Genomic DNA, 19,948 nt, shown 5'->3' on the forward strand with positions numbered 1-19,948 from the left:
GCCGGGCGGTCAGCCGGTCGAACCGACCGAAACCTTCACTCGGCCGTCGGCATGTTCCTCGGCCACGGTGACGGTGGTCCCGGAGTCGGCGTCGTGGCTGGATCCGTGGGGCGCCGTGTCGTAATGGTGGACGCCCTTGAGGTCGTCGAAGACCGGCACCGCGGGCCGGGACGGGATCGTCGTCCGCACGCCACCCAGGTGGAAGACGAGCGGGGCGGTGGGCCGCAGCCCGAAGGGCGCGTCGTAGGACTGGAGGCGGTTCCGGATGACCGCTCCGGCGGCGGACCGCGCGGGTTCGGCGTGGGCGTCGACCGGCAGGAGCAGTCCGTGACCGCCGTTGGCCCGGGTCCTGTTGTCGCGGTACTTGGTGTTCCAGTACCAGATGAGGATGCCGCTCTCGTAGTGCAGCCGCTCCTTGAGCCGGGAGCGTCCCGACCCCCGACCCAGCTGGAACGGGCTCGACTCGAGGTGACTGTCCTCCCCTACGTACTGCCTGTTCTCGACGACGTAGTGGCGGGCGTTGCCGTCCGCGTCGGGCGGGAGGTTCACGACGAGTGCTTCCGGGCCCGCGGTCGAGGAGGGCACGGACAGCGGGTTGAGGGTGACCGTGGCGGAGGTGCCGGCCTTGACGGTCACGTGGTCGAGCCAGCCGAGCCGGAGCTTGGCCCAGGCACCCAAGTCTGCGGGGTGCGCGGCCAGTTCGCTCTCCGACGACAGCAGTGAGCCCTGTGCCATGACCGACCAGAAGCCGGCGGAGTTCTCGGCGCCCGAGGTGTCGTACAGGTCGGGCAGGCCCAGGTCGTGGCCGTACTCGTGGGCCAGGGTGCCAAGCCCCCGGTTCTCGTTGGTCATGGTGTAGTCGTTGACCCAGATCCCGGAGTCGCCGACCTCGCTGCCCCCGTCCCGGTTCCCGTTGCCCGGCCCCACCTTCCCGGCCCCGGTCTGCAGATGGCTGACGGTGCCGCGGTGGGAGCCGATCGCGTCGGAGCCGTTGACACCACCGCCGTTGACCTGCGACTCCCCCGCGAACATCAGCATCACCCGGTCGAGGTAGCCGTCGGGTTCGTTGAAGATCCCGTCGCGGTCGTGGTCGTTGCGGTCCCATGTGTCGTACGTGGCCAGGTACTTGGTCAGCGAGGCGACGGTCCGGCCGGTGGCGCGCTGGTCCTCGTACCACTGGGTGAGTCCGTCGGTGACGAGCCGCTCGTTGCAGTAGTACGTCGAGACGGGCTTGCCCTGCTTCTTGCAGGTGTCGGTGCCGTAGTACGCGAGGGGGCGGTCCACCCGCGTCCAGTCGTGGACGGCGCCGGTGATCGTGTAGGCGCCGCTGGACTGCCGCTGGTAGTACGACTTTAGGGTGTCGCCGGAAACGCCCTCGGTGCCGGCCGTGCCGAAGATCTGCCGCTGGTAGTAGGCCCGGCTGTAGTCCGCCGTCCACACAGTGGAGTTGTCGGTGGCGCGGTCTGGCTTCGGGATCCGGTTGTGCGTGTGGTCGGCGAACTCCACCGGCAGGACGAAGACCCGGTCCGCCATGGGCAGTGTGCGGGGCGGCTCGGGCACGCCTGCTGTCCGGTGCGGGTCCGCTGTGGCCGGCCGCGCAGTTCCCCGCGCCCCCAAAAGACTGCGCAGTTCCCCGCGCTCCTCTTTTGGGGGCGCGGGGAACTGCGCATGGGGGGTTCGGGGGCGAAGCCCCCATGCCTGTGCCGCGGCGTCGGGGGCCAGGGCGGACAGGGCCACGGCAGCAGCAGCGGCCACCACCGCTCCGCGCGTCCACTCGCTCATGTGCGTCCTCCTCGCGCTCCTGGTCCTGGACCGCACTCAGGAGAGCATGAGGACGCACACGCGCCAGGTTGCCGGACAGCGTGTCGCCGTCACGGTCACTCGGCCGCCCACAACCCCCGTACATGCCCGAGATGCCGTGTCATGACGGCGCGTACCGCTTCCTCGTCGCGGGCGACCAGCGCGTCGAGGATCTCCAGGTGCTCCTCGGCGGAAGCCTCCAGGCGGCCCGCCTCGACCAGGGCGTGCAGTCCGTAGAGCCGGGAGCGCTTGCGGAGGTCGCCGACGACCTCGACGAGGTGCTCGTTGCCCGCGAGGGCGAGCAGGCCGAGATGGAAGCGGACGTCCGCCTCGACGTACGCGATGAGGTCGCCGTCCGCCGCGGCCGTGACGATCTCCCGCGCGACGGGCCGCAGCGCCTCCAGGGCCGCGGGCGCGGCGGAGGTGGCGAGGCCCACGGTGGTGGGGATCTCGATGAGCGAGCGGATGTGCGTGTACTCGTCGAGCTGCTTCTCGGAGACGGCCGTGACCCGGAACCCCTTGTTGGGCACGGTGTCGACCAGCCCCTCCTTGGCAAGGTCCAGCAGCGCCTCGCGGACAGGAGTGGCGGACACCCCGAAGCGGGCGGCGAGAGCCGGCGCCGAGTGAACCTCCCCGGGCCGCAGCTCCCCCGCGATCAGGGCGGCTCGCAGCGCATCAGCAACCCGCTCCCGATAACTGGACTTCCTACCGCCCAACGTGGGCAGGACGGGCGCACTGACGCGCTGGGCAACCATCGGTAGATCTCCTCGGAGGGGGCAAGTGCGGGCGTCTCTTTTTAGGGGCGCGGGGAACGGCCCAATCCTTGAGCCTTTTTTTGGGGGCGCGGGGAACGGCGCAATCCTTGAGCCTCTCTTGGGGGCGCGAGGAACGGCGCAATCCTTGAGGCGCGCACGGCCCCCAGCGACGCGGCACCATCCAGGGGCGCGGGGAACTGCGCAATCTTCAAGGCGCGCGGCACGCGAAACCCGCACGGGACTACAGGATGAACCCCGCCGGAAACGGATCCCCCGGATCAAGCAGGTACTGGGCGGTCCCGGTCACCCACGCCCGACCGGTGAAGCTCGGCAACACGGCCGGGATCCCGGCGACCTCGGTGGTCCCGTGCAGACGCCCGGTGAAGTGGGTGCCGATGAAGGACTCGTTCAAGAACTCGGTCTCCAGCGGCAGTTCGCCCCGCGCATGCAACTGCGCCATGCGCGCACTGGTACCCGTCCCGCACGGCGACCGATCGAACCACCCCGGATGAATGGCCATCGCGTGCCGCGAGTGCCGAGCTGTCGAGCCGGGCGCGATCAGATGCACATGATGGCAGCCCCTGATCGAGGAATCCTCCGGATGGACGGGCTCCCCCTCGGCATTGACGGCGTCCATCAACGACAGCCCCGCCGCGAGGATTTCGTCCTTGCGCCCCCGCTCGAAGGGCAGCTCGAACTGGTCGAGCGGCAGAATCGCGTAGAAGTTCCCCCCGTACGCGAGGTCGTACGTCACCGTCCGCCCGTCGGCGAGCTCGATCTTGCGGTCGAGGGCCACGGCGAAGGACGGCACGTTCCTGAGCGTGACCGACCGGGCGGCCCCGTCCCGCACCTCGACCTCGGCGACGACGGGCCCGGCCGGCGTGTCGAGCCGGATGGTCGTCACCGGTTCGACGACCTCGACCATGCCGGTCTCCACGAGGACGGTCGCGACCCCGATGGTCCCGTGCCCGCACATCGGGAGATAGCCCGACACCTCGACGTAGATGACGCCGTAGTCGCAGTCGGGGCGAGTGGACGGCTGCAGGATCGCGCCGCTCATCGCCGAGTGACCGCGCGGCTCGTTCATCAGCAACTGCTTGATGTCGTCGCGGTGTTCACGGAAGTACAGCCGACGCTCGTTCATGGTCGCGCCGGGAACGGTGCCGATACCGCCGGTGATCACGCGGGTCGGCATGCCCTCGGTGTGCGAGTCGACGGCGTGCAGGACGAGTTTGCTGCGCACGATACCCACCTCTCCTGGACGAGTCCTGCTGGTCGAGCCCTGCTGGTCGAGCCCTGCTCAGCTGAGCCCCGCGGCCACGGCCTTCTCCGTGGCGGCCCGGACGGCGGCCTCCTGGTCGGCCCGCAGCGGCACGCGGGGCGGTCGCACCGGACCGCCGTACCGGCCGACGATGTCCATCGACAGTTTGATCGCCTGCACGAACTCGACCTGGGAGTCCCAGCGCAGCAGCGGGTGCAGTTGCCGGTAGAGGGGCAGCGCGGTGTCGAGGTCGCCCCGGACGGCGGCGCGGTACAGCTCGACGGACGCGGCGGGCAGCGCGTTCGGGTATCCGGCGACCCAGCCCTTGGCGCCGGCGACCGCCAGCTCCAGCAGGACGTCGTCCGCGCCGATCAACAGGTCCAGGTCCGGGGCGAGTTCGGCGATGCGATAGGCGCGCCGCACATCGCCCGAGAACTCCTTGACGCCCTGGATGTATCCCTCGCCGTGCAGCTTGGCGAGCAGTTCGGGCACCAGGTCGACCTTGGTGTCGATCGGGTTGTTGTAGGCCACGATCGGCAGGCCCGCCTCGGCGACCGCCGCGTAGTGGGCGAGGACCGACCGCTCGTCGGCCCGGTAGGCGTTCGGGGGCAGCAGCATCACGGAGGCGCAGCCCGCGTCGCGTGCCTGCTCGGCCCAGCGGCGGGCCTCGGCGGAGCCGTAGGCGGCGACGCCGGGCATGACGCGCGAGCCGCCTATCGCCGCCACGGCCGTCCGAACGACCTTGGCGCGCTCCTCGGGGGTCAGCACCTGGTACTCGCCGAGTGAGCCGTTCGGTACGACGCCGTCGCAGCCGTTCGCGACGAGCCACGCGCAGTGGTCGGCGTACGCGTCGTGGTCGACGGAGAGGTCGCCCCTGAGCGGCAGCGCGGTGGCGACGAGAACGCCGCGCCAGGGGCGGTTGTCGGTCTTGTCAGTCATGACGGTTCCCATCCGGTCCATGGATCCACAGGGCGTGCTTGTCAGAAGGTCACGAGGGTGTGCGCGCGTCGGGAGGTGCGTGCCGGGCAGCCTCGCCCGGCTCGCGTGCGAGCACACCGAGGGGTACGGGCCGGGCGAACGGCCGCCGTGAGGGTGTCGGCGGGCAGCCCGCAAGGCCCGCCACCGCAGGGCCGCACATCCCACCCTGGCACCAGCCCATCCCGGCGCGGGTCAGCAGTTTCACCGTGCGTACGTCCCCGGCGCCGAGGTCGTCGACGGCCTCCCGGATCGCGGAGGCGGGCACCTCCTCGCAACGGCACACGAGGGTGTCGTCCCCGACCCGCTCGACCCAGCGGTCGGACGGAGTACAGACGTTGTCGACGGCGGCGAAGAACGCCCGCAGTCCGGTACGCGCTTTGGCGGCTCGCGCGTAGGAACTCGGTGCGGGCTCCCGTGAGTCGAGCCGGGCAGCGACGGACAGACCGGCGATCCGGCCCTCGGCCAGCGAGAGCGCGGCGCCGCCGATCCCCGTGGTCTCACCGGCGGCCCAGACTCCCGGTACGTCGGTGCGCTGTTCGTCGTCCACGGCGACGTTCACCCCGTCGAGGCGGCAGCCGAGCGTCTCGGCGAGGTCGGTGTGCGGAAGCATGCCGTGTCCGACGGCGAGGCTGTCGCAGGGAACGCGCCACTCGCTCCCCTCCCTGACGCGTCCGTCGGTGTCGAGCGCGGCCACGGTGACGGCTTCGAGCCGGTCGGTTCCGTGGGCCGCGACGACGGTGTGGCGGACGTGCACCCCGACCCGGTGCCGCGCCAACTCGGCCGCGTACCGGGCTCCTTCGGCGAGCTTGTCCGGATGGGCGGCGAGAACCCGGGCATGCCGTACGAGGGCTCCGGGGTCGGCGGACTCCACGAGGGCGGCCACCTTCGCCCCGGCCGCGGCCAGTGCGACGGCCACGGGCATCAGCAGCGGCCCGGTACCGGCGACCACGGTGGTGCGGCCCGGCAGGACGAGTCCGCTCTTGAGCATGGCCTGCGCGCCGCCCGCGGTGACGACTCCGGGGAGGGTCCAGCCGGGGAACGGCAGCACCTTCTCGTAGCCGCCGGTCGCGAGGAGCACGGCGTCGGCACGGACCACGACGGGCTCCTCCTGCGCGGGCCCGAGCAGGGCGTGCACGGTGAAACCCCCGGCACCGCACTCCCCTTCCACGCACCACACATGATGGTCGCTCAGATGCGTGACGCGTCCCGCCGCGATGTGCGCCGCGAGTCCGTCACGGAGCCGTTCCCAGGTACGCCACTGGTGGTGCAGGGCCCGGGGGCGGCGGGCACCGAGCCCGGCGGCGGGCTGACGGTAGAACTGGCCTCCGGCGTCCGGGGCGGCGTCCACGAGGGTCACCTGCACACCGCGCGCGGCGGCGGCGAGGGTGGCGGCGAGCCCGGCGGGGCCCGCGCCGATCACCGCGAGTCGACGTCGCCCGGCCCGCCCGGTCCGTGTCCGCTCAGTCATGATGCCCGGTTCAGTCATGATGCCCGGTCCCCTCCTGCGTGCGGATCACGTCGCCGGGTTCGGCCCGTACCAGACAAGCCCGTTGATTGGGCCGCCCGTTGACGGTCAGCAGACAGTCGAAGCACACCCCGATGCCGCAGAAGACTCCGCGCGGCTCGCCACTCCCCCGGGTCGTGCGCCAGGACATGACACCCGCGGACCACAGGGCGGCCGCGATCGTCTGGCCGGGGACGACGGTGAGCGCACGGCCGTCGAACGTGACGGTGAACGGCGGTTCGGGCCGGGCCCGGACCAGCCTCATGGGAGTACGCGGCATCACGGGCCCTCCACAGGCGCGGGGTCGGGAAAGCGGTCCGGGCGGAACGGCGCGAGATCCAGGTCGGGCGTCTTGTCCGCCAGCACCTGGGCGATCAGGTGACCGGTGCCCGTGGCGAGTCCGATCCCCGCCCCCTCGTGCCCGCAGGCGTGGAAGAGGCCGGGCACGCGCGCGTCGGGCCCCACGGCGGGGAGGTGGTCGGGCAGGTAGGGGCGGAAGCCGAGGTAGGAGCGCATGGCCCGCACCTCCGCCAGGAACGGGAACAGCCGGATGGCACCGGCGGCGAGTTCCCGGGTGACGGGCAGCGAGAAGGAGCGGTCGAAACCGACCCGTTCCCGGCTGGCCCCGATCAGTACCGGTCCCGCCGCCGTTCCCTCGACCACCGGCGAGGTCTGCAGCGCGGCCGAGTCGCTGGCCACGTCGGCCACGTAGTCCGCCGCGTACACCTTGTGGCGCACCCTGCGCGGCAGGGGTTCGGTGACGAGGACGAAGCCGCGCCTGGGCAGCACGGGCAGGAACACCCCGGCCAGCGCGGCCAGTTCACCGCCCCAGGTCCCGGCCGCGTTGACGACCGCGGGCGCGTGGATGTCGCCGTGCGGGGTACGCACACCGCGCACCGCCCCCGACGCCGTGCGCAGCACTTTCGTGACCGTGCGGCCGGTCCGCAACGAGGCGCCCGCCGTACGGGCGAGCCGGACGAGCCGGGCCGCCGCGAGTGTCGGCATCACCTGGGCGTCCTGCGGGTAGAGCACGCCGCCCGCGAGGCCGTGCGCCAAGTACGGTTCGAGATGGTGGAGTTGGTCCGGGGCGACGGACTCGGTCCCGACCCCGGCCGAGCGCTGCGCGGCGGCGAGCCCTTCGAGTGCCGCCAGTCCCTCGGGCGCGGAGGCGACGACGAGGCCGCCCTTCGCCTCGTACTCGACCGACTCGCCCACGCCGGGCTCGGCGGCGAGGTCGGCCCACAACCGCCCGGAGAGCAGCGCGAGTTCGAGTTCGGGGCCGGGCACCTTGTCGGAGACGAGCAGGTTGCCCTCGCCGGCCCCGGTCGTGCCGCCGGCCACCGGACCTCGGTCCACCAGGACGGCACTCAGCCCCGCCCGGGCCGCGTAGAGGGCGGTCGCCGCCCCCACCATCCCGGCCCCGACGACCACGACATCGCAGGTCAGCGAGTTGCTCACGTCAGTACTATGTCACATACCTCTCTGGAGCACACCCCCTTCGCAGGGCACCGAGACGCAAGCGCTCAGCCCGCCCGAGCACTCAGCGCGACGGGCGACCGGCGACCGGCGACCGGCAGCAGTCAGCGCGTCCGGTCTCAGGTGCGGCCCACCACCATCCATATGGAGGGCAACTCGATCCGCGAACCGTCGGCCCCGGACTCCGTCGTGGCGAGGGGCAGTTCCCCCCTCGCCACCACCACGAGCCCGGCCGCCCGCAGGTACTCCGGGACGGCGGCATCGGTGACCTCCCCGGGCGCGATGCCGTGCCGGAAGACGGGCGCGAGTTTCGCCGGCGGCCCCTCGGGGCTCCGGGCGAGAGCGCGCAGCATGACTCCGGCCGCCTCGGCGAGCTCGACAAGGAACGCGCGGCCCCGGTCGCCGACGAGGGTGGCCAGGCCGTCGACGAGCGACTGCCGGTCGGCCGGCTCGCACTGGTGCAGGACGCCCCGCATGTAGACGTTGGCGTCACCGATCTCGGCGTGCAGCGTCTCGGCCTCGATCTTCTCCGCCGCGTCGACCATCCGGTAGGAGGCCTGGCCCGCCGGGTCCGCGAGCCGGGCGTGGTCGAGGGCCGCGGCCGACAGATCGGCGCCGATGACCCGCGGGTAGCGGTCGGCGAGGAACCGGGTCTGGGTGCCGTTGCCGCAGCCGAGGTCCACGAGGGGCAGCCCGGGGGCGGTCAGATGCGGTTCGAACAGGCCGAGATGGACGCCCGCGGTGAGCGCCGGCTCGGCGTCCCAGAAGACGGCTCCCCGCTCGGCGGGAGCCTCGCGCCAGAAGCCCTCCCAGGCCTCTCTGTACCGAGTAGTCACGCTCATGCCAGCTCCCCAGGATGCGACCACGGACCGCCGAAAAGTGACGGGCAGTCCGGTTTATCGCGCCCGGAGCGCAGCGACAAGAACACGGCGCACACCTTCACGCCTCATTCGCGGGCGCGCCCCGTCAGGGGCGCGGGGAACTGCGCGCCCAGCCCCCGCCGAAGCCGCGGATTCATCCCGAGCTTCCAGCGGAGCGCCGCGCGCTCAGCGACGCGGCAAGGTCAACTCGAACCACACGGTCTTGCCGGAGTTGGTCCGGCTGCTCCCCCACTCACGCGCCAGCGTGCTGACCACACGCATGCCACGGCCGAACTCGTCGAAGCGGCCCGCGCTGAGCAGCGTAGGCAGGTCGTGATCGTCGTCGTCCACCTCGCACAAAAGCGTCTCGCCCCGGACCAGCCGAAGATCGATCGGCCGGCTGTGGGAGTGCCGTACGGCATTGGTGACGAGCTCGCTCACCAGCAACTCCGCGGTGTCGGCCACCGAGTTGAAGCCCCACTCGTGGAGCTGCTCACGCACTGCGGCGCGCGCCCTGCCGACTTCCTGCGGACCGTGCCCGATCCGCCACTGGGCGACGTCGTCGGGTTCGATGCCGTTGAGCCGGGCCATCAGGAGCGCCACGTCGTCCTTGCGGCCGCCGCGGCCGGCGCTGGAGAAGGTCGCGGCGAGGGCGCGGATGATGGTGTCGCAGGCGTCGTCCATGGAGGCGGCCGGGTGGGCCGCGGACTCGCAGAGCGTGGCGAGGCCGACACCGATGTCCTCGCCGCGCACCTCGACCAGGCCGTCGGTGCACATCACGAGCCGGTCGCCGGGCGCCACCCGCACCCGTACGGACTCGAAGGGCACTCCGCCGACTCCGACGGGCGCGCCGGTCGGCAGTTCGAGCAGCTCGCTCCGGCCGTCCTCCGCGCGGACCAGCACGGGCGGTATGTGGCCGGCGTTGGCGATCTCCAGTTCGCTCGCGATGGGGTCGTAGACCGCGTACAGACAGGTCGCGAGGTAGTGCTCGCCGAGTCGCTGCGCCAAGTCGTCCAGATTGCGCAGGAGTTGGGCGGGGGGAAGGTCGAGGGCCGCCATGGTCTGGACGGCGGTGCGTAACTGGCCCATCATCGCGGCGGAGTTGAGGCCGTGTCCCATCACGTCACCGACGACGAGTGCGGTCCGTGACCCGGGCAGTTTGACCGAGTCGAACCAGTCGCCGCCGACCCGCCCGAGCAGGGTGCCCGGCAGATAGCGGGTCGCGATGTCGCAGCCGGACATCCGCGGGGCGATGTGCGGCAGCATGCTTTCCTGGAGGGTCTCGGCGACACTCTCCTGGTACGTGTACATGCGGGCGTTGTCGAGCACGAGCCCGGCGCGGGCGGCGAGTTCGGCGCCGGTGACCCGGTCCATGTCGTTGAACTCGACGCGCTCCGGGTGACGGAGCAGGATCATGAAGCCGAGGACCACGTTCCGGGCCTTGAGGGGCACGACCAGCATGGAGCGGCCCGTGATGAGGGGCCGGATGTCGCGCTTCTCGAACTGGGCGGCGATCGTGTGGCCCATCTGCTCGCTGATGCGCGGCACGAGGACGGGGTCGCCGGTGGTCATGCACTGGAAGAACGGGGTGTGCGCCGGGAACGGCATGGCCTCGCCGACCGGTACGACGTCGTCCCAGCGGCCCGGCTCGTCCGTGTGCTCCACAGCCACCCGGTGCCACATGGTGGTCGTGTCGGGCACGCCGTCGGGGAAGCCCTCACCGGCGACGACCTGTTCGCGCAGATAGGTCCCGGCGACGTCCGTGAAGCGAGGGACGACGGCCCGGCTGACCTCGACGATGGTGCGGGACAGGTCGAGCGAGGTTCCGATGCGTCCGCTGACCTCGTTCAGGAACTCCAGCCGCTCCCGTACGGCCACGTATTCGAGGTCCTCGCCCTCGTCCTCGACGTCCTGCGGCGGGGGCTCGCCCGACCTGGCCGCCGCGGCGGCCCGCTCCTGGCGCGCCTTGCGTTCGGCGCGCCGCGGGACACCCCAGTCGGGGGTGACGGGGACCCGGTCGTTCTGGCTGAACTCCAGGACGGGATAGCCCAGTTCGAGGACCTGGGCGACGATGCGGGCGCTCTCGCCCACGCTCATGCTCGGCAGGATCTCGGGCAGCCGGCGCGCCAGGTCCTCGGCTCCGGGGAAGTCGGTGTGCAGCGCGAATCCGGGCGCGATGCGCTCCATGGCCGTACTCGCACCTGCCCCCGCTCCGGGGTCCTCCTGGCGCAGCGCGCCCGCGTCGGCGGCGAGGACCAGCAGCCGTTCCGCGCCCGGCCCCACCAGGGGGTACGCCCACCACAGGACATCGATGCGGTCGCTGTCCGCCGCCGTCAGCCGCGCGCGGCCCGCCGCCGGGTAGAACAGCCGCCCGTCGAGGGAGGATTCGAGGTCGGGGCCCAGCCCGTCGTACGCCGCGTACGCACCGTAGGGCGCGCTCTCGTCGTCCTCGGGCAGAGCGCCGGAGACCGGCAGCAGATCGACCACGGGACGGCCGACGGCCTCTTCCCTGGCGGTACCGAAGAGGCGCCGGGCGCCGCGGCTCCAGTGCGAGACCAGTCCCTCACGGTCCACCACGACCACGGCCAGCGGAATGCGTCCCGCCGCGGAGGCCCCGTCACCGGCCGCACGGTGGAAAGGTGCGCCCCTTTCGGTGCCACGGTCCATGGCTCAGGCCCTCTCTTCCACGGTCCGCAAGATCTGCGCCACCACACCAACCACGGTACGTCCGCGCCCGGTAGCCATGTGTGCCAATCCCCGAATTGACTCCGGCGCACACCAGGCCCCGCCCGGGGCGCGGGGAACTGCGCGCTCAGCTCCAACCGGCCTGCGCCCGACGACCTGCCCGAGCCCTCACCCCCAGGGGCGCGGGGAACGGCGCAGTCTTCTGCCTGCGGGCCGGTGGGGGCCGGCTGCGCAGTTCCCCGCGCCCCTACAAGCAAAGGATTGCGCCGTTCCCCGCGCCCCTAAAGGCAAAGGATTGCGCCGTTCCCCGCGCCCCTAAAGGCAAAAGATTGCGCCGTTCCCCGCGCCCCCGAAAGACGAAAGACTGCGCCGTTCCCCGCGCCCCCCAGAGGCAAGAGACTGAGCGCCTCAGCCGTCCTCGTGACCCAGTTGGAGGTCCCGTTCGGTCCTCCCGCCCCCCGCCACCTGCAGAACCGTAGCCACCGGCGGGTACCCCGCCGCGATCACCGTGTACTCCCCCGACGACAGGTCGATGAACCGGAACGCCCCGTCACCCCCGGTGGTCAACGTGTCCACCACATTCCCCGCCGCGTCGAGCAGCGTCACCCGCGCGTCCTCGACCGGCCGCCCCCCACTCGCCCGCACGGTCCCCCGCAGCACCGCCCCGCCCGCGAGCTCGACGTCCTGCCGGGTCTCGCGCGCGGCCTGCACGCTGACGGGCAGCGCGGCCGGCCGGAACGCCGGAGCGCTCCCGGCCAGCGTGTACTCCCCCGCCACCAGCTCCGTGATGACATAGCCGCCCTCGCGCCCACTGCGCGTCGAGGCGACCACCTCCCCGTGCACATTGGTGAGCGTGACGGTCGCGTCCCGCACCGGAGTGCCGTCCGCCGTGACCACGCTCCCGGCCAGCCGGCCCGCGCCGCCGAGCACCACGTCCAGTTCGACGGGCCGTTCCCCGACGGTGACGCTGACCGCCTGGGGCTGGTGCCCGCCGGCCGCGGCGATCAGGACGTACGCCCCCGATCCGGGCGTCGACAGCGCGTACCGTCCGTCCTCGCCGCTCGCGCCCCGCCCGATCTGCTGTCCCGCGACGTCGATGAGGGTGAGCGCGGCACGGGGCACGACGGTGCCGTCGGGGTGCTGCACGGTGCCGCAGACGGGGATCCCGGCGGCGTACGTCGAACGGGCCGCCGGGATGGGGGTGTCGAGCGGTGCGGTCCCGGGGGTCGCGGTGGGGGTGTGGTGGGACACCAGTGGTTTCTCCTTGAGGAAGAAGGCGACGAGCAGGCCCAGGACGAGCACCGGCACGAGGTAGAGGAAGATCCGCGGCATCGCGTCGGTGTACGCCGCGATGTAACCGTCCCGCAGTTCGGCGGGCAGCGCGTGGACGAGCTGCGGGGTGATGGACTCGGGGTCGGGCACACCGGCCCCGGCGGGCAGCCGGTCGGCGAGGGAGTCGGCCAGCCGGTCGGCGAAGAGCGTGCCGAAGACCGCCGCGCCGACGCTGCCGCCGATCTGCCGGAAGTAGTTGTTGGCGCTGGTCGCGGTGCCGAGGTCGTACGGGTGCACGGAGTTCTGCACGGCGAGGATCAGCACCGGCATGACCAGGCCGATCCCGGCGCCGAGCAGGGCCATCCACACGCTGTAGTGCAGCCGGGGCGTATCGGCCTCGAGCCGGGAGAGCAGCCACATGCCGAGGACGGACAGGGCGCCGCCGAGGATCGGATACACCTTGTAGTGGCCGCTGCGGCTGATGAGGTGTCCCGAGACGATCGAGGCACCGACGATGCCGCCCATCATGGGGAGCATGAGCAGGCCGGACTCGGTGGCGGTGGCGCCCTCGACCATCTGCAGGTACGTGGGCAGATAGCTGGCCGCGCCGAAGAGGGCGACGCCGACGATCACGCCCACGAGCGCGGTCACGTTGAAGACGCCGTCGCGGAACAGCCGTAGCGGGATGAGGGGTTCGGCCGCGCGGTGCTCGGCGAGAAGGAAGAGCGCGGTCGAGGCGACGGCTCCCGCGGCGAGTCCGAGGACGACCCGTGAGTCCCACGCGTACTCCGTGCCGCCCCAACTGGTCAGCAGCACAAGGCAGGTCGAGGCGACGGCGAGCAGCAGGGCGCCGAGGACGTCCAGGCGCGGTCTGGCGGTGGGCTTCGGCAGTTCGAGGACGACGGCGACGACGGCGAGCGTGATCAGGCCGAAGGGGACGTTGACGTAGAAGCACCAGCGCCAGGAGAGGTGGTCGGTGAAGTAGCCGCCGAGCAGCGGGCCCGCGACCGAGGCGAGGCCGAACGCGGCGCCGATCATCCCCATGAAGCGGGCCCGCTCCCGGGACGGCACGACGTCCGCGATGATCGCCTGTACGCCGATCATGAGACCGCCGGCGCCGACCCCCTGGAGGGCGCGGAAGGCGATCAACTGGTCCATGGTGTGCGACCGTCCGGCCAGCGCGGAGCCGATGACGAAGACGACGATCGCGAACTGGAAGACGCCCTTGCGGCCGTACAGATCGCCCAACTTGCCGTAGACGGGCAGTCCCACGGTCGAGGTGAGCAGATACGCGGTGATCGCCCAGGACATCCGGTCCAGGCCGTGCAGCTCTCCGACGATCTTCGGGAGCGCGGTGGCGACGATCATCTGCTCAAGGGCCGCGAGCAGCAGCGCGAGCATGAGCGCGAAGAACACCAGACGCACGCGGCGCGGGCTCAGTGTCTCCAACTGGGCGGGGTCCGGCGGCGCTTGGGATATGTCCGGGGCCGGAGCCGAAACGTCTCGTCCGCTCTCCGCCAGAGCCGTTCCGCCCACGTGCTGCTCCCCTCGTCGCGCCTGCGGGGCCCATTTCTCGCATTGTGCGACATCTGGGAGCAAGCGCGACGAGTCGCCCTGAGATGGGCTTCGGCGGACGTATCCGCCGGTGGGAGCCCTACGGCGTACAACTGGGCCGCGACGGAAAACCACCCGAAACGGTGAGCGGGGGAATCACGCGGAGCCGCCCGCCCTGGACTCGTACAAGGGGCGGCGCAAGGGCTGGTGGAACTACTTCTCCACCTCGGCGGCGAGCTTCGCCAGCACCTCGTCGTAGATGCGGCCGAGGCCCTTGGGCGCGAAGGTCCGCTCGAAGAAGCCGCCGATGCCGCTCGCACCGTCCCAGACGGAGGTGACGACGACCCGGGACCTGCCCTCACCGGCCGGGGTGACCCGCCAGGTGGTGACCATCGAGGAGTTGCGGTCCTTCTCCACGAGCTCGCCGTCGGTGGGCTCGCTCACTTCGAGCAGGCAGTCGCGGATCCGCTTGCTGGTGGCCTGGAGCTTCCAGTGGACGAGGGTTCCCTCGCCGTCGCCGCCCTCCCGGACCTCGTACTCACTGAAGTGCTCGCTCAGGATCTTCGAACGCGTGCCGTTGTAGTCGGCCAGCGCGTCGAACACGTCGTCCGGCTGACCCGTCACGACTCGCTCGGTGGTGGCCTCGACCTGCGCCATTGCGTTCCTCCAGCACTCGGGATCTCGGGCGTCAGCGCTCAGCCAACCATCACGCGGCCGAGCCGCCCAAATCGGGGTCCGCAACTATGGGGTCGCACGATCAAGGGAACATGTGTTCTATTCTGTGATCAGTGCTATCGAGGAGGCGTCATGCGGTGGGAGAACCTCACAGTGGAGTCCGGCGGTAATCCGTCGGGAAACCCCACGAACCCCGCTCTGTTCGGCGCGGAGACGGTGACCACTCGTACGTTCGACACGCCCGAGTTCCGCGGAATCACCTTCCACGAGATCCGGGCCAGGTCGATCGTCAATCGCGTACCGGGGGCTTCGCGCATGCCCTTCGAGTGGACGGTGAACCCGTACCGCGGCTGCACGCACGCGTGTGTCTACTGTTTCGCGCGCAAGACCCACAGCTATCTCGACCTCGACACCGGCCTCGGCTTCGACAGCCAGATCGTGGTGAAGGTGAACGCCCCGGAGCTGCTGCGGCGGCAGCTGGGCTCTCGGCGCTGGCTCGGCGATCACATCGCGATGGGCACGAACGTGGACTGCTACCAGCGCGCCGAGGGGCGCTACCAGCTGATGCCCGGCATCATCGCGGCCCTGCGCGACCACGCGAACCCCTTCTCCATCCTGACGAAGGGCACGCTGATCCTGCGCGATCTGGACCTGCTGAAGCAGGCTGCTGCTGTCACCGAGGTCGGGATCTCCGTCTCCGTGGGCTTCACCGACCTCGACCTGTGGCGGACCGTGGAGCCGGGCACCCCCGCCCCCGAGCGCCGCCTCGACGTCGTCCGCACCCTGAGCGCCCACGGCATCGACTGCGGGGTCCTGATGGCCCCCGTGATCCCCTTCCTGGGCGACGATCCCTCCCAACTGCGCGCGACGGTACGGGCGATCGCCGCGTCCGGCGCGACCTCGGCGACCCCGCTCGTGCTGCACCTGCGGCCCGGGGCGCGCGAGTGGTTCATGAGCTGGCTGGGACACCATCACCCGCATCTGGTGCGCCGGTACGAGCGGCTGTACGCGGAGGGCTCGTACGCCCCGAAGTGGTACCAGCGGCGGATCACCCGGCAGGTGCACGAGCTGGCCGAGGAGTACGGGATAGGCCCCACGCGCGCGGGGATGCCCCGCAGGATCCCGGTGCCGGAACCGGTCGCGCCGGTGCCCACCCAGCTCACCCTTCTGTGACCGGCACCCCCTCACGCACCGGCCGGCACTCCCTGCCCGGCATCCGGCCGCATCCCACGGCCCAATGGGGTCAACTCTCGGCAGAAGCGGTCCTTCCGGGTGCCCTCCCCGGGACGATACGGCCAAGGCCGTGACGCGCACGGCTCCCTGACCGAGGAACGGGACGGGCCCCCGACCGGGACTCCCGACGGGACCCTGACCGGTACCTCAATGTGAGGCGATTCATGTGAACCGACGCGCAGCTGCTCTGTGCGGTGCCGCCGCCGTGGTTGCCGGAATGATCACCGCGGTCCCGGCCGGCGCGAGCCCGGCCGCCGCGGCCCCCGCCGTCCCGGCGGCCGGGCCCACCTGGAAGAAGTGCGGCACCAAGAACTACCCGACGCTCCAGTGTGCGTCCCTGAAGGTGCCGCTCGACCACGCGAACCCGCACGGCCGGAAGATCACACTCGCGCTGTCACGGGTCCCGCACACCTCCAGGAAGACGTACCAGGGGCCCCTGCTGGTGAACCCGGGCGGTCCCGGCGGCAGCGGTCTCACCCTCGCCGGGTTCGTCGCGGCCTCGCTGCCGAAGAGCGTGGCGGGCCAGTACGACGTCATCGGCTTCGACCCGCGCGGGGTCGGCGCGAGCAGGCCCGCCCTGAACTGCCGGCCGGGGCACTTCGCACCGGTACGCCCCGACTCGGTGCCGGCGACGCCCGCCCTGGAGAAGGCCAACCTCGACCGCGTCCAGACCTTCGCGAAAGCCTGCGCGACCAAGCACCAGGACGTGCTGCCGTACATCGACACGGTGAGCGCGGTCCAGGACATGGACGCCGTCCGGAGCGCGCTCGGCGCCAAGAGGATCAACTACTTCGGGTACTCGTACGGCACCTACCTGGGCGCCGTCTACGCCAAGCTCTACCCGGACCGGGTACGGCGCATGGTGCTGGACTCCGTCGTCGATCCCACCGGCGTCTGGTACGACGACAACATCGCGCAGGACCACGCCTTCAACTCCCGCCACCGGGCCTTCATGGCCTGGGTCGCCAAGAACGACGCGACGTACAAGCTCGGCACCGATCCGGAGAAGATCGAGAAGACCTGGTACGCGATGCGGGCGGCGCTGGCGAAGAAGCCCGCGGACGGGAAGGTCGGCGCCTCCGAGCTGGAGGACACCTTCTCCCCCGGCGGCTACTTCAACGGCTACTGGCCGTATCTCGCCGACGCGTTCGCGACGTATGTGAAGACCAAGAACGACGATCCGCTGGTCGAGGCGTACGAGAACTTCGGCGCCGTCGACACCGCGGGCGACAACGGCTACAGCATCTACACCTCGGTGCAGTGCCGTGACGCGAGCTGGCCGCGCGACTGGGACGAGTGGCGCGACGACAACTGGGAGGTGTACGAGAAGGCGCCGTTCCTGACCTGGAACAACGCCTGGTACAACGCCCCGTGCGCGTTCTGGCCCACCGACTCGGCCGAGCCCGTGGACGTCTCGAACGACTCGGTGCCGCCGGTCCTGCTGTTCCAGGCGACGGACGACGCGGCCACCCCGTACGAGGGCGGTGCCATGGTCCATCGCCTGCTGGGCGGGTCCAGCCTGGTGGTCGAGGAGGGCGGCGGAAACCACGGCATCACGCTGAGCGGGAACGCCTGCCTGGACAGGCACCTGGCCGCCTATCTGACCGACGGCCGGGTCCCGCGCGGCGACGGCGAGGCCGACGCGGTGTGCGGGAAGCTGCCCGACCCGAAGCCGCTGACCGCGAAGGCGACATCGGGCGCGGGCTCGCGCGGCGCCGCGCTGCACGGTCTGCTCGGCTTCCGGGGCTGAACCCCGGCCGGCGGGCGGCGACCGCCCGCCGGGGCGTGGTCAGTGCGGTGGTGCAGGATTGATCCATGACCGGACAGATCCGCATCACCGCCCCCGACGGCGTCGCCCCCGCCGCCGCGTACTCGCATGTCGTCATGGGCACGGGCCGCTTCGTGGCGGTCTCGGGCCAGCTGGCGCTCGACGAGGACGGAAAGCTGGTCGGCGAGGGCGACCCGGCGGCGCAGGCCCGTCAGGTCTTCGAGAACCTGCGACGCTGCCTGGCCGCGGCCGGCGCGGGTTTCGACGATGTCGTCAAGCTGACCTTCTTCGTCACGGACATGGCCCATATGCCGGCCGTCCGCGCGGCCCGGGACGAGCACATCGCACCGGACCGCCTCCCGGCCGCCTCCGCCGTACAGGTCGCCGCCCTGGTGCGCCCGGAGTTCCTGATGGAGATAGAGGCGTTCGCGATACTGCCCGGATGAGCCGCTCCCGTGCCCCGTTGCGCATCCGCGAGATGACCCTGGCCGACTGTCCCCGCGTGGCGGAGATCCGCGTACGCGGCTGGCAGAGCGCCTACAAAGGGCTGATGCCCCGGTCGTACCTCGACGGGCTCGACGTGGCGGTCGAACTCCCGCGCAGGCGGGCCCACTTCGAGCAGGCGGGCCAGGGTGTGGTGAACCTCGTCGCGGAGTGGGCCGGTGAGGTCGTCGGCTGGGCCTGCCACGGGCCGTACCGCGACGGCGAACCACTCGCTGGGGGCATCGGGAACGCCGAGAGCGCCGGGGCCCCCGGGGATGCCGAGTTGTACGCGATCTACGTCGACCCCGACCGGATCTCTCGCGGGGTGGGCCGTGCCCTGTTGCGGGCATCCGTCGCAAGGTGTGCCGCCGTGGGGCACGACAGGATGCTGCTCTGGGTGGTGCGGGAGAACGCGGGCGCGCGCCGCTTCTACGAGAGGGCCGGTTTCGCCGCGGACGGCGCCGAGGAGCCTTTCGAGGTCGAGGGCGTCGACGTGCCCGAGGTGCGGTACGCCCGGCTGCTGGGCGGCGCCGGAGCAGGGCTCCCCTTTCCTGAGGAGGGTGAGAAGGGCTCGTAGGGAGCCTGATGACGAGTCACCCCGCGGGAAGGCTCACGCAGAACACCGCGCCGTTCGGGCGGCCCGGCTCGTACCAGGCGTCGCCGCCGTTGGCCCGGGCCAGGCTGCGGGCGATCCACAGGCCGAGGCCGGTCCCCTCGGTGGCCGCCGCGGTGGCGGGGTCGCGGCGGTAGCGCTCGAAGAGGTGCGGAACGAAGGACTCGGGCACACCGGGGCCGTGGTCCACGACCCGCAGTTCGATCCGCCCGCCGGCTTCGCGCGCGGTGATCTCGACGGGATCGCGGCCGTAGGCGAGCGCGTTCTCCAGGTAGTTGCCGAAGATCTCGGCGAAGGACACAGGGTCGACGCGCGCCACCAGACAGGCCGGCACGGCGAGTCTCAGTCCGTCACCGAGGGCCTCGGACCCGGCGAACCGGTCCAGCAGGAAGCCCAGCACCTCCACCGGCTCCGGCACACCCTGCTGCCCGGCGCCGTCGATCCGTGCTGCGGTGAGGAGTTTGCGGACCAGCGCCTGCAGCCGGGCCGTGCGCTCGGCGATCCGCTCGACCAGCTCGGCCCGTCGCTCCTCGGCCAGTCCGGGCGGCGGCTCTCTGAGCACGTGTACCAGGGCGGCCAGGGCCGCGAGCGGGTTGTGCAACTGGTGCGCGGCGACCGCGACGACCACGCTCTGGTGCTCCAGGGCGGCCTGCAGCACATGGTCGGCCTGCTGTCTGCGGGTCCCGTCGCGCAGGGTGGCCACGTACAGCCGCCGGCCGTCGAACCGGGCGAGGGCGACCGTCATGTCGACGACCTTGTTGCGGCCGTTCGGCAGGACCAGCGTGACCTCGGTGGCCTCCCCGTCGCTGAGCGGAAATCCGAACACGGAGCCGATCAGCTCGTCGGCGGGCCGTTCGAGCAGCGCCGCGGCGGCCGGGTTGCAGGCCCGGACGCAGCCGTCGGCGTCGACCGCGACGATGCCGTCGGGCGCGGCCAGCATCATGGCCGCGTACAGCTCCTGACGCCCGTCGTCAGTCATCGTGATCGTCCCCGCGCCCCTTTCGCCGAGCCATCGGTGCGTCCGGCGAACC

Annotated in this window: 16 protein-coding genes; 4 read left to right on the top strand and 12 right to left on the bottom strand. The window is 71.6% G+C overall.

The annotated features are described in order from the left end of the window. Positions 1–9: 9 nt before the first annotated feature. The 11 genes from OHS59_RS09965 to OHS59_RS10015 form a co-directional block, all read right to left on the bottom strand. On the bottom strand, positions 10–1,782 hold the full coding sequence (locus tag OHS59_RS09965; RefSeq protein ID WP_328493026.1) for an immune inhibitor A domain-containing protein: 1,773 nt from the start codon (positions 1,780–1,782) through the stop codon (positions 10–12). Between the two features lie 95 nt (positions 1,783–1,877). Beyond that, positions 1,878–2,555, bottom strand: coding sequence for a GntR family transcriptional regulator (locus OHS59_RS09970; protein WP_328493027.1), 678 nt, complete (start codon positions 2,553–2,555; stop codon positions 1,878–1,880). A 241-nt stretch (positions 2,556–2,796) separates the two neighbouring features. Further along, the gene (locus OHS59_RS09975) at positions 2,797–3,798 is read right to left on the bottom strand and encodes a proline racemase family protein (protein ID WP_328493028.1); all 1,002 of its coding nucleotides are present in this window, start codon (positions 3,796–3,798) and stop codon (positions 2,797–2,799) included. 57 nt (positions 3,799–3,855) lie between these two features. Next, positions 3,856–4,755, bottom strand: coding sequence for a dihydrodipicolinate synthase family protein (locus OHS59_RS09980; RefSeq protein ID WP_328493029.1), 900 nt, complete (start codon positions 4,753–4,755; stop codon positions 3,856–3,858). Between the two features lie 49 nt (positions 4,756–4,804). Further along, positions 4,805–6,280 carry an FAD-dependent oxidoreductase gene (locus OHS59_RS09985; RefSeq protein ID WP_328493030.1) on the bottom strand — a complete coding sequence of 492 codons (1,476 nt, stop codon included), beginning with the start codon at positions 6,278–6,280 and terminating at the stop codon, positions 4,805–4,807. Next, entirely contained in the window at positions 6,273–6,578 is a 306-nt protein-coding gene (locus OHS59_RS09990; RefSeq protein WP_328493031.1) for a (2Fe-2S)-binding protein, read from the bottom strand. Before OHS59_RS09990 ends, OHS59_RS09985 begins: the two co-directional genes overlap by 8 nt. Continuing rightward, positions 6,578–7,756 carry an NAD(P)/FAD-dependent oxidoreductase gene (locus OHS59_RS09995; protein WP_328493032.1) on the bottom strand — a complete coding sequence of 393 codons (1,179 nt, stop codon included), beginning with the start codon at positions 7,754–7,756 and terminating at the stop codon, positions 6,578–6,580. Before OHS59_RS09995 ends, OHS59_RS09990 begins: the two co-directional genes overlap by 1 nt. Positions 7,757–7,893: 137 nt before the next feature. Then, on the bottom strand, positions 7,894–8,616 hold the full coding sequence (locus tag OHS59_RS10000; protein WP_328493033.1) for a class I SAM-dependent methyltransferase: 723 nt from the start codon (positions 8,614–8,616) through the stop codon (positions 7,894–7,896). A 204-nt stretch (positions 8,617–8,820) separates the two neighbouring features. Further along, entirely contained in the window at positions 8,821–11,301 is a 2,481-nt protein-coding gene (locus OHS59_RS10005) for an ATP-binding SpoIIE family protein phosphatase (RefSeq protein ID WP_328493034.1), read from the bottom strand. 426 nt (positions 11,302–11,727) lie between these two features. Beyond that, the gene (locus OHS59_RS10010) at positions 11,728–14,127 is read right to left on the bottom strand and encodes an MFS transporter (protein WP_443061413.1); all 2,400 of its coding nucleotides are present in this window, start codon (positions 14,125–14,127) and stop codon (positions 11,728–11,730) included. A 231-nt stretch (positions 14,128–14,358) separates the two neighbouring features. Beyond that, positions 14,359–14,802, bottom strand: a complete 444-nt coding sequence (locus OHS59_RS10015; protein ID WP_328493035.1) for an SRPBCC family protein — start codon at positions 14,800–14,802, stop codon at positions 14,359–14,361. A gap of 150 nt (positions 14,803–14,952) precedes the next feature. Between OHS59_RS10015 and OHS59_RS10020 the strand changes: the two genes are divergently transcribed. From OHS59_RS10020 to OHS59_RS10035, 4 genes are all read left to right on the top strand, one after another. Further along, a complete protein-coding gene (locus OHS59_RS10020) occupies positions 14,953–15,993 on the top strand; it encodes an Rv2578c family radical SAM protein (protein ID WP_328493036.1) in 1,041 nt (346 codons plus the stop codon). A gap of 226 nt (positions 15,994–16,219) precedes the next feature. Next, positions 16,220–17,803: an alpha/beta hydrolase gene (locus tag OHS59_RS10025; protein ID WP_328493037.1), complete on the top strand. Its 1,584-nt coding sequence runs from the start codon at positions 16,220–16,222 to the stop codon at positions 17,801–17,803. Between the two features lie 65 nt (positions 17,804–17,868). Next, positions 17,869–18,267: a RidA family protein gene (locus OHS59_RS10030; RefSeq protein WP_328493038.1), complete on the top strand. Its 399-nt coding sequence runs from the start codon at positions 17,869–17,871 to the stop codon at positions 18,265–18,267. Then, complete coding sequence (locus tag OHS59_RS10035; protein ID WP_328493039.1) at positions 18,264–18,881, top strand: GNAT family N-acetyltransferase; 618 nt, start codon at positions 18,264–18,266, stop codon at positions 18,879–18,881. The genes OHS59_RS10030 and OHS59_RS10035 overlap by 4 nt, the downstream gene beginning before the upstream one ends. 16 nt (positions 18,882–18,897) lie before the next feature. Here OHS59_RS10035 and OHS59_RS10040 read toward each other — a convergent pair whose 3' ends face one another. Continuing rightward, a complete protein-coding gene (locus tag OHS59_RS10040) occupies positions 18,898–19,896 on the bottom strand; it encodes a sensor histidine kinase (RefSeq protein WP_328493040.1) in 999 nt (332 codons plus the stop codon). Positions 19,897–19,948 lie beyond the last annotated feature (52 nt).

Origin of the sequence: Streptomyces sp. NBC_00414 (assembly GCF_036038375.1) — a bacterium.
GTDB lineage: Bacteria > Actinomycetota > Actinomycetes > Streptomycetales > Streptomycetaceae > Streptomyces.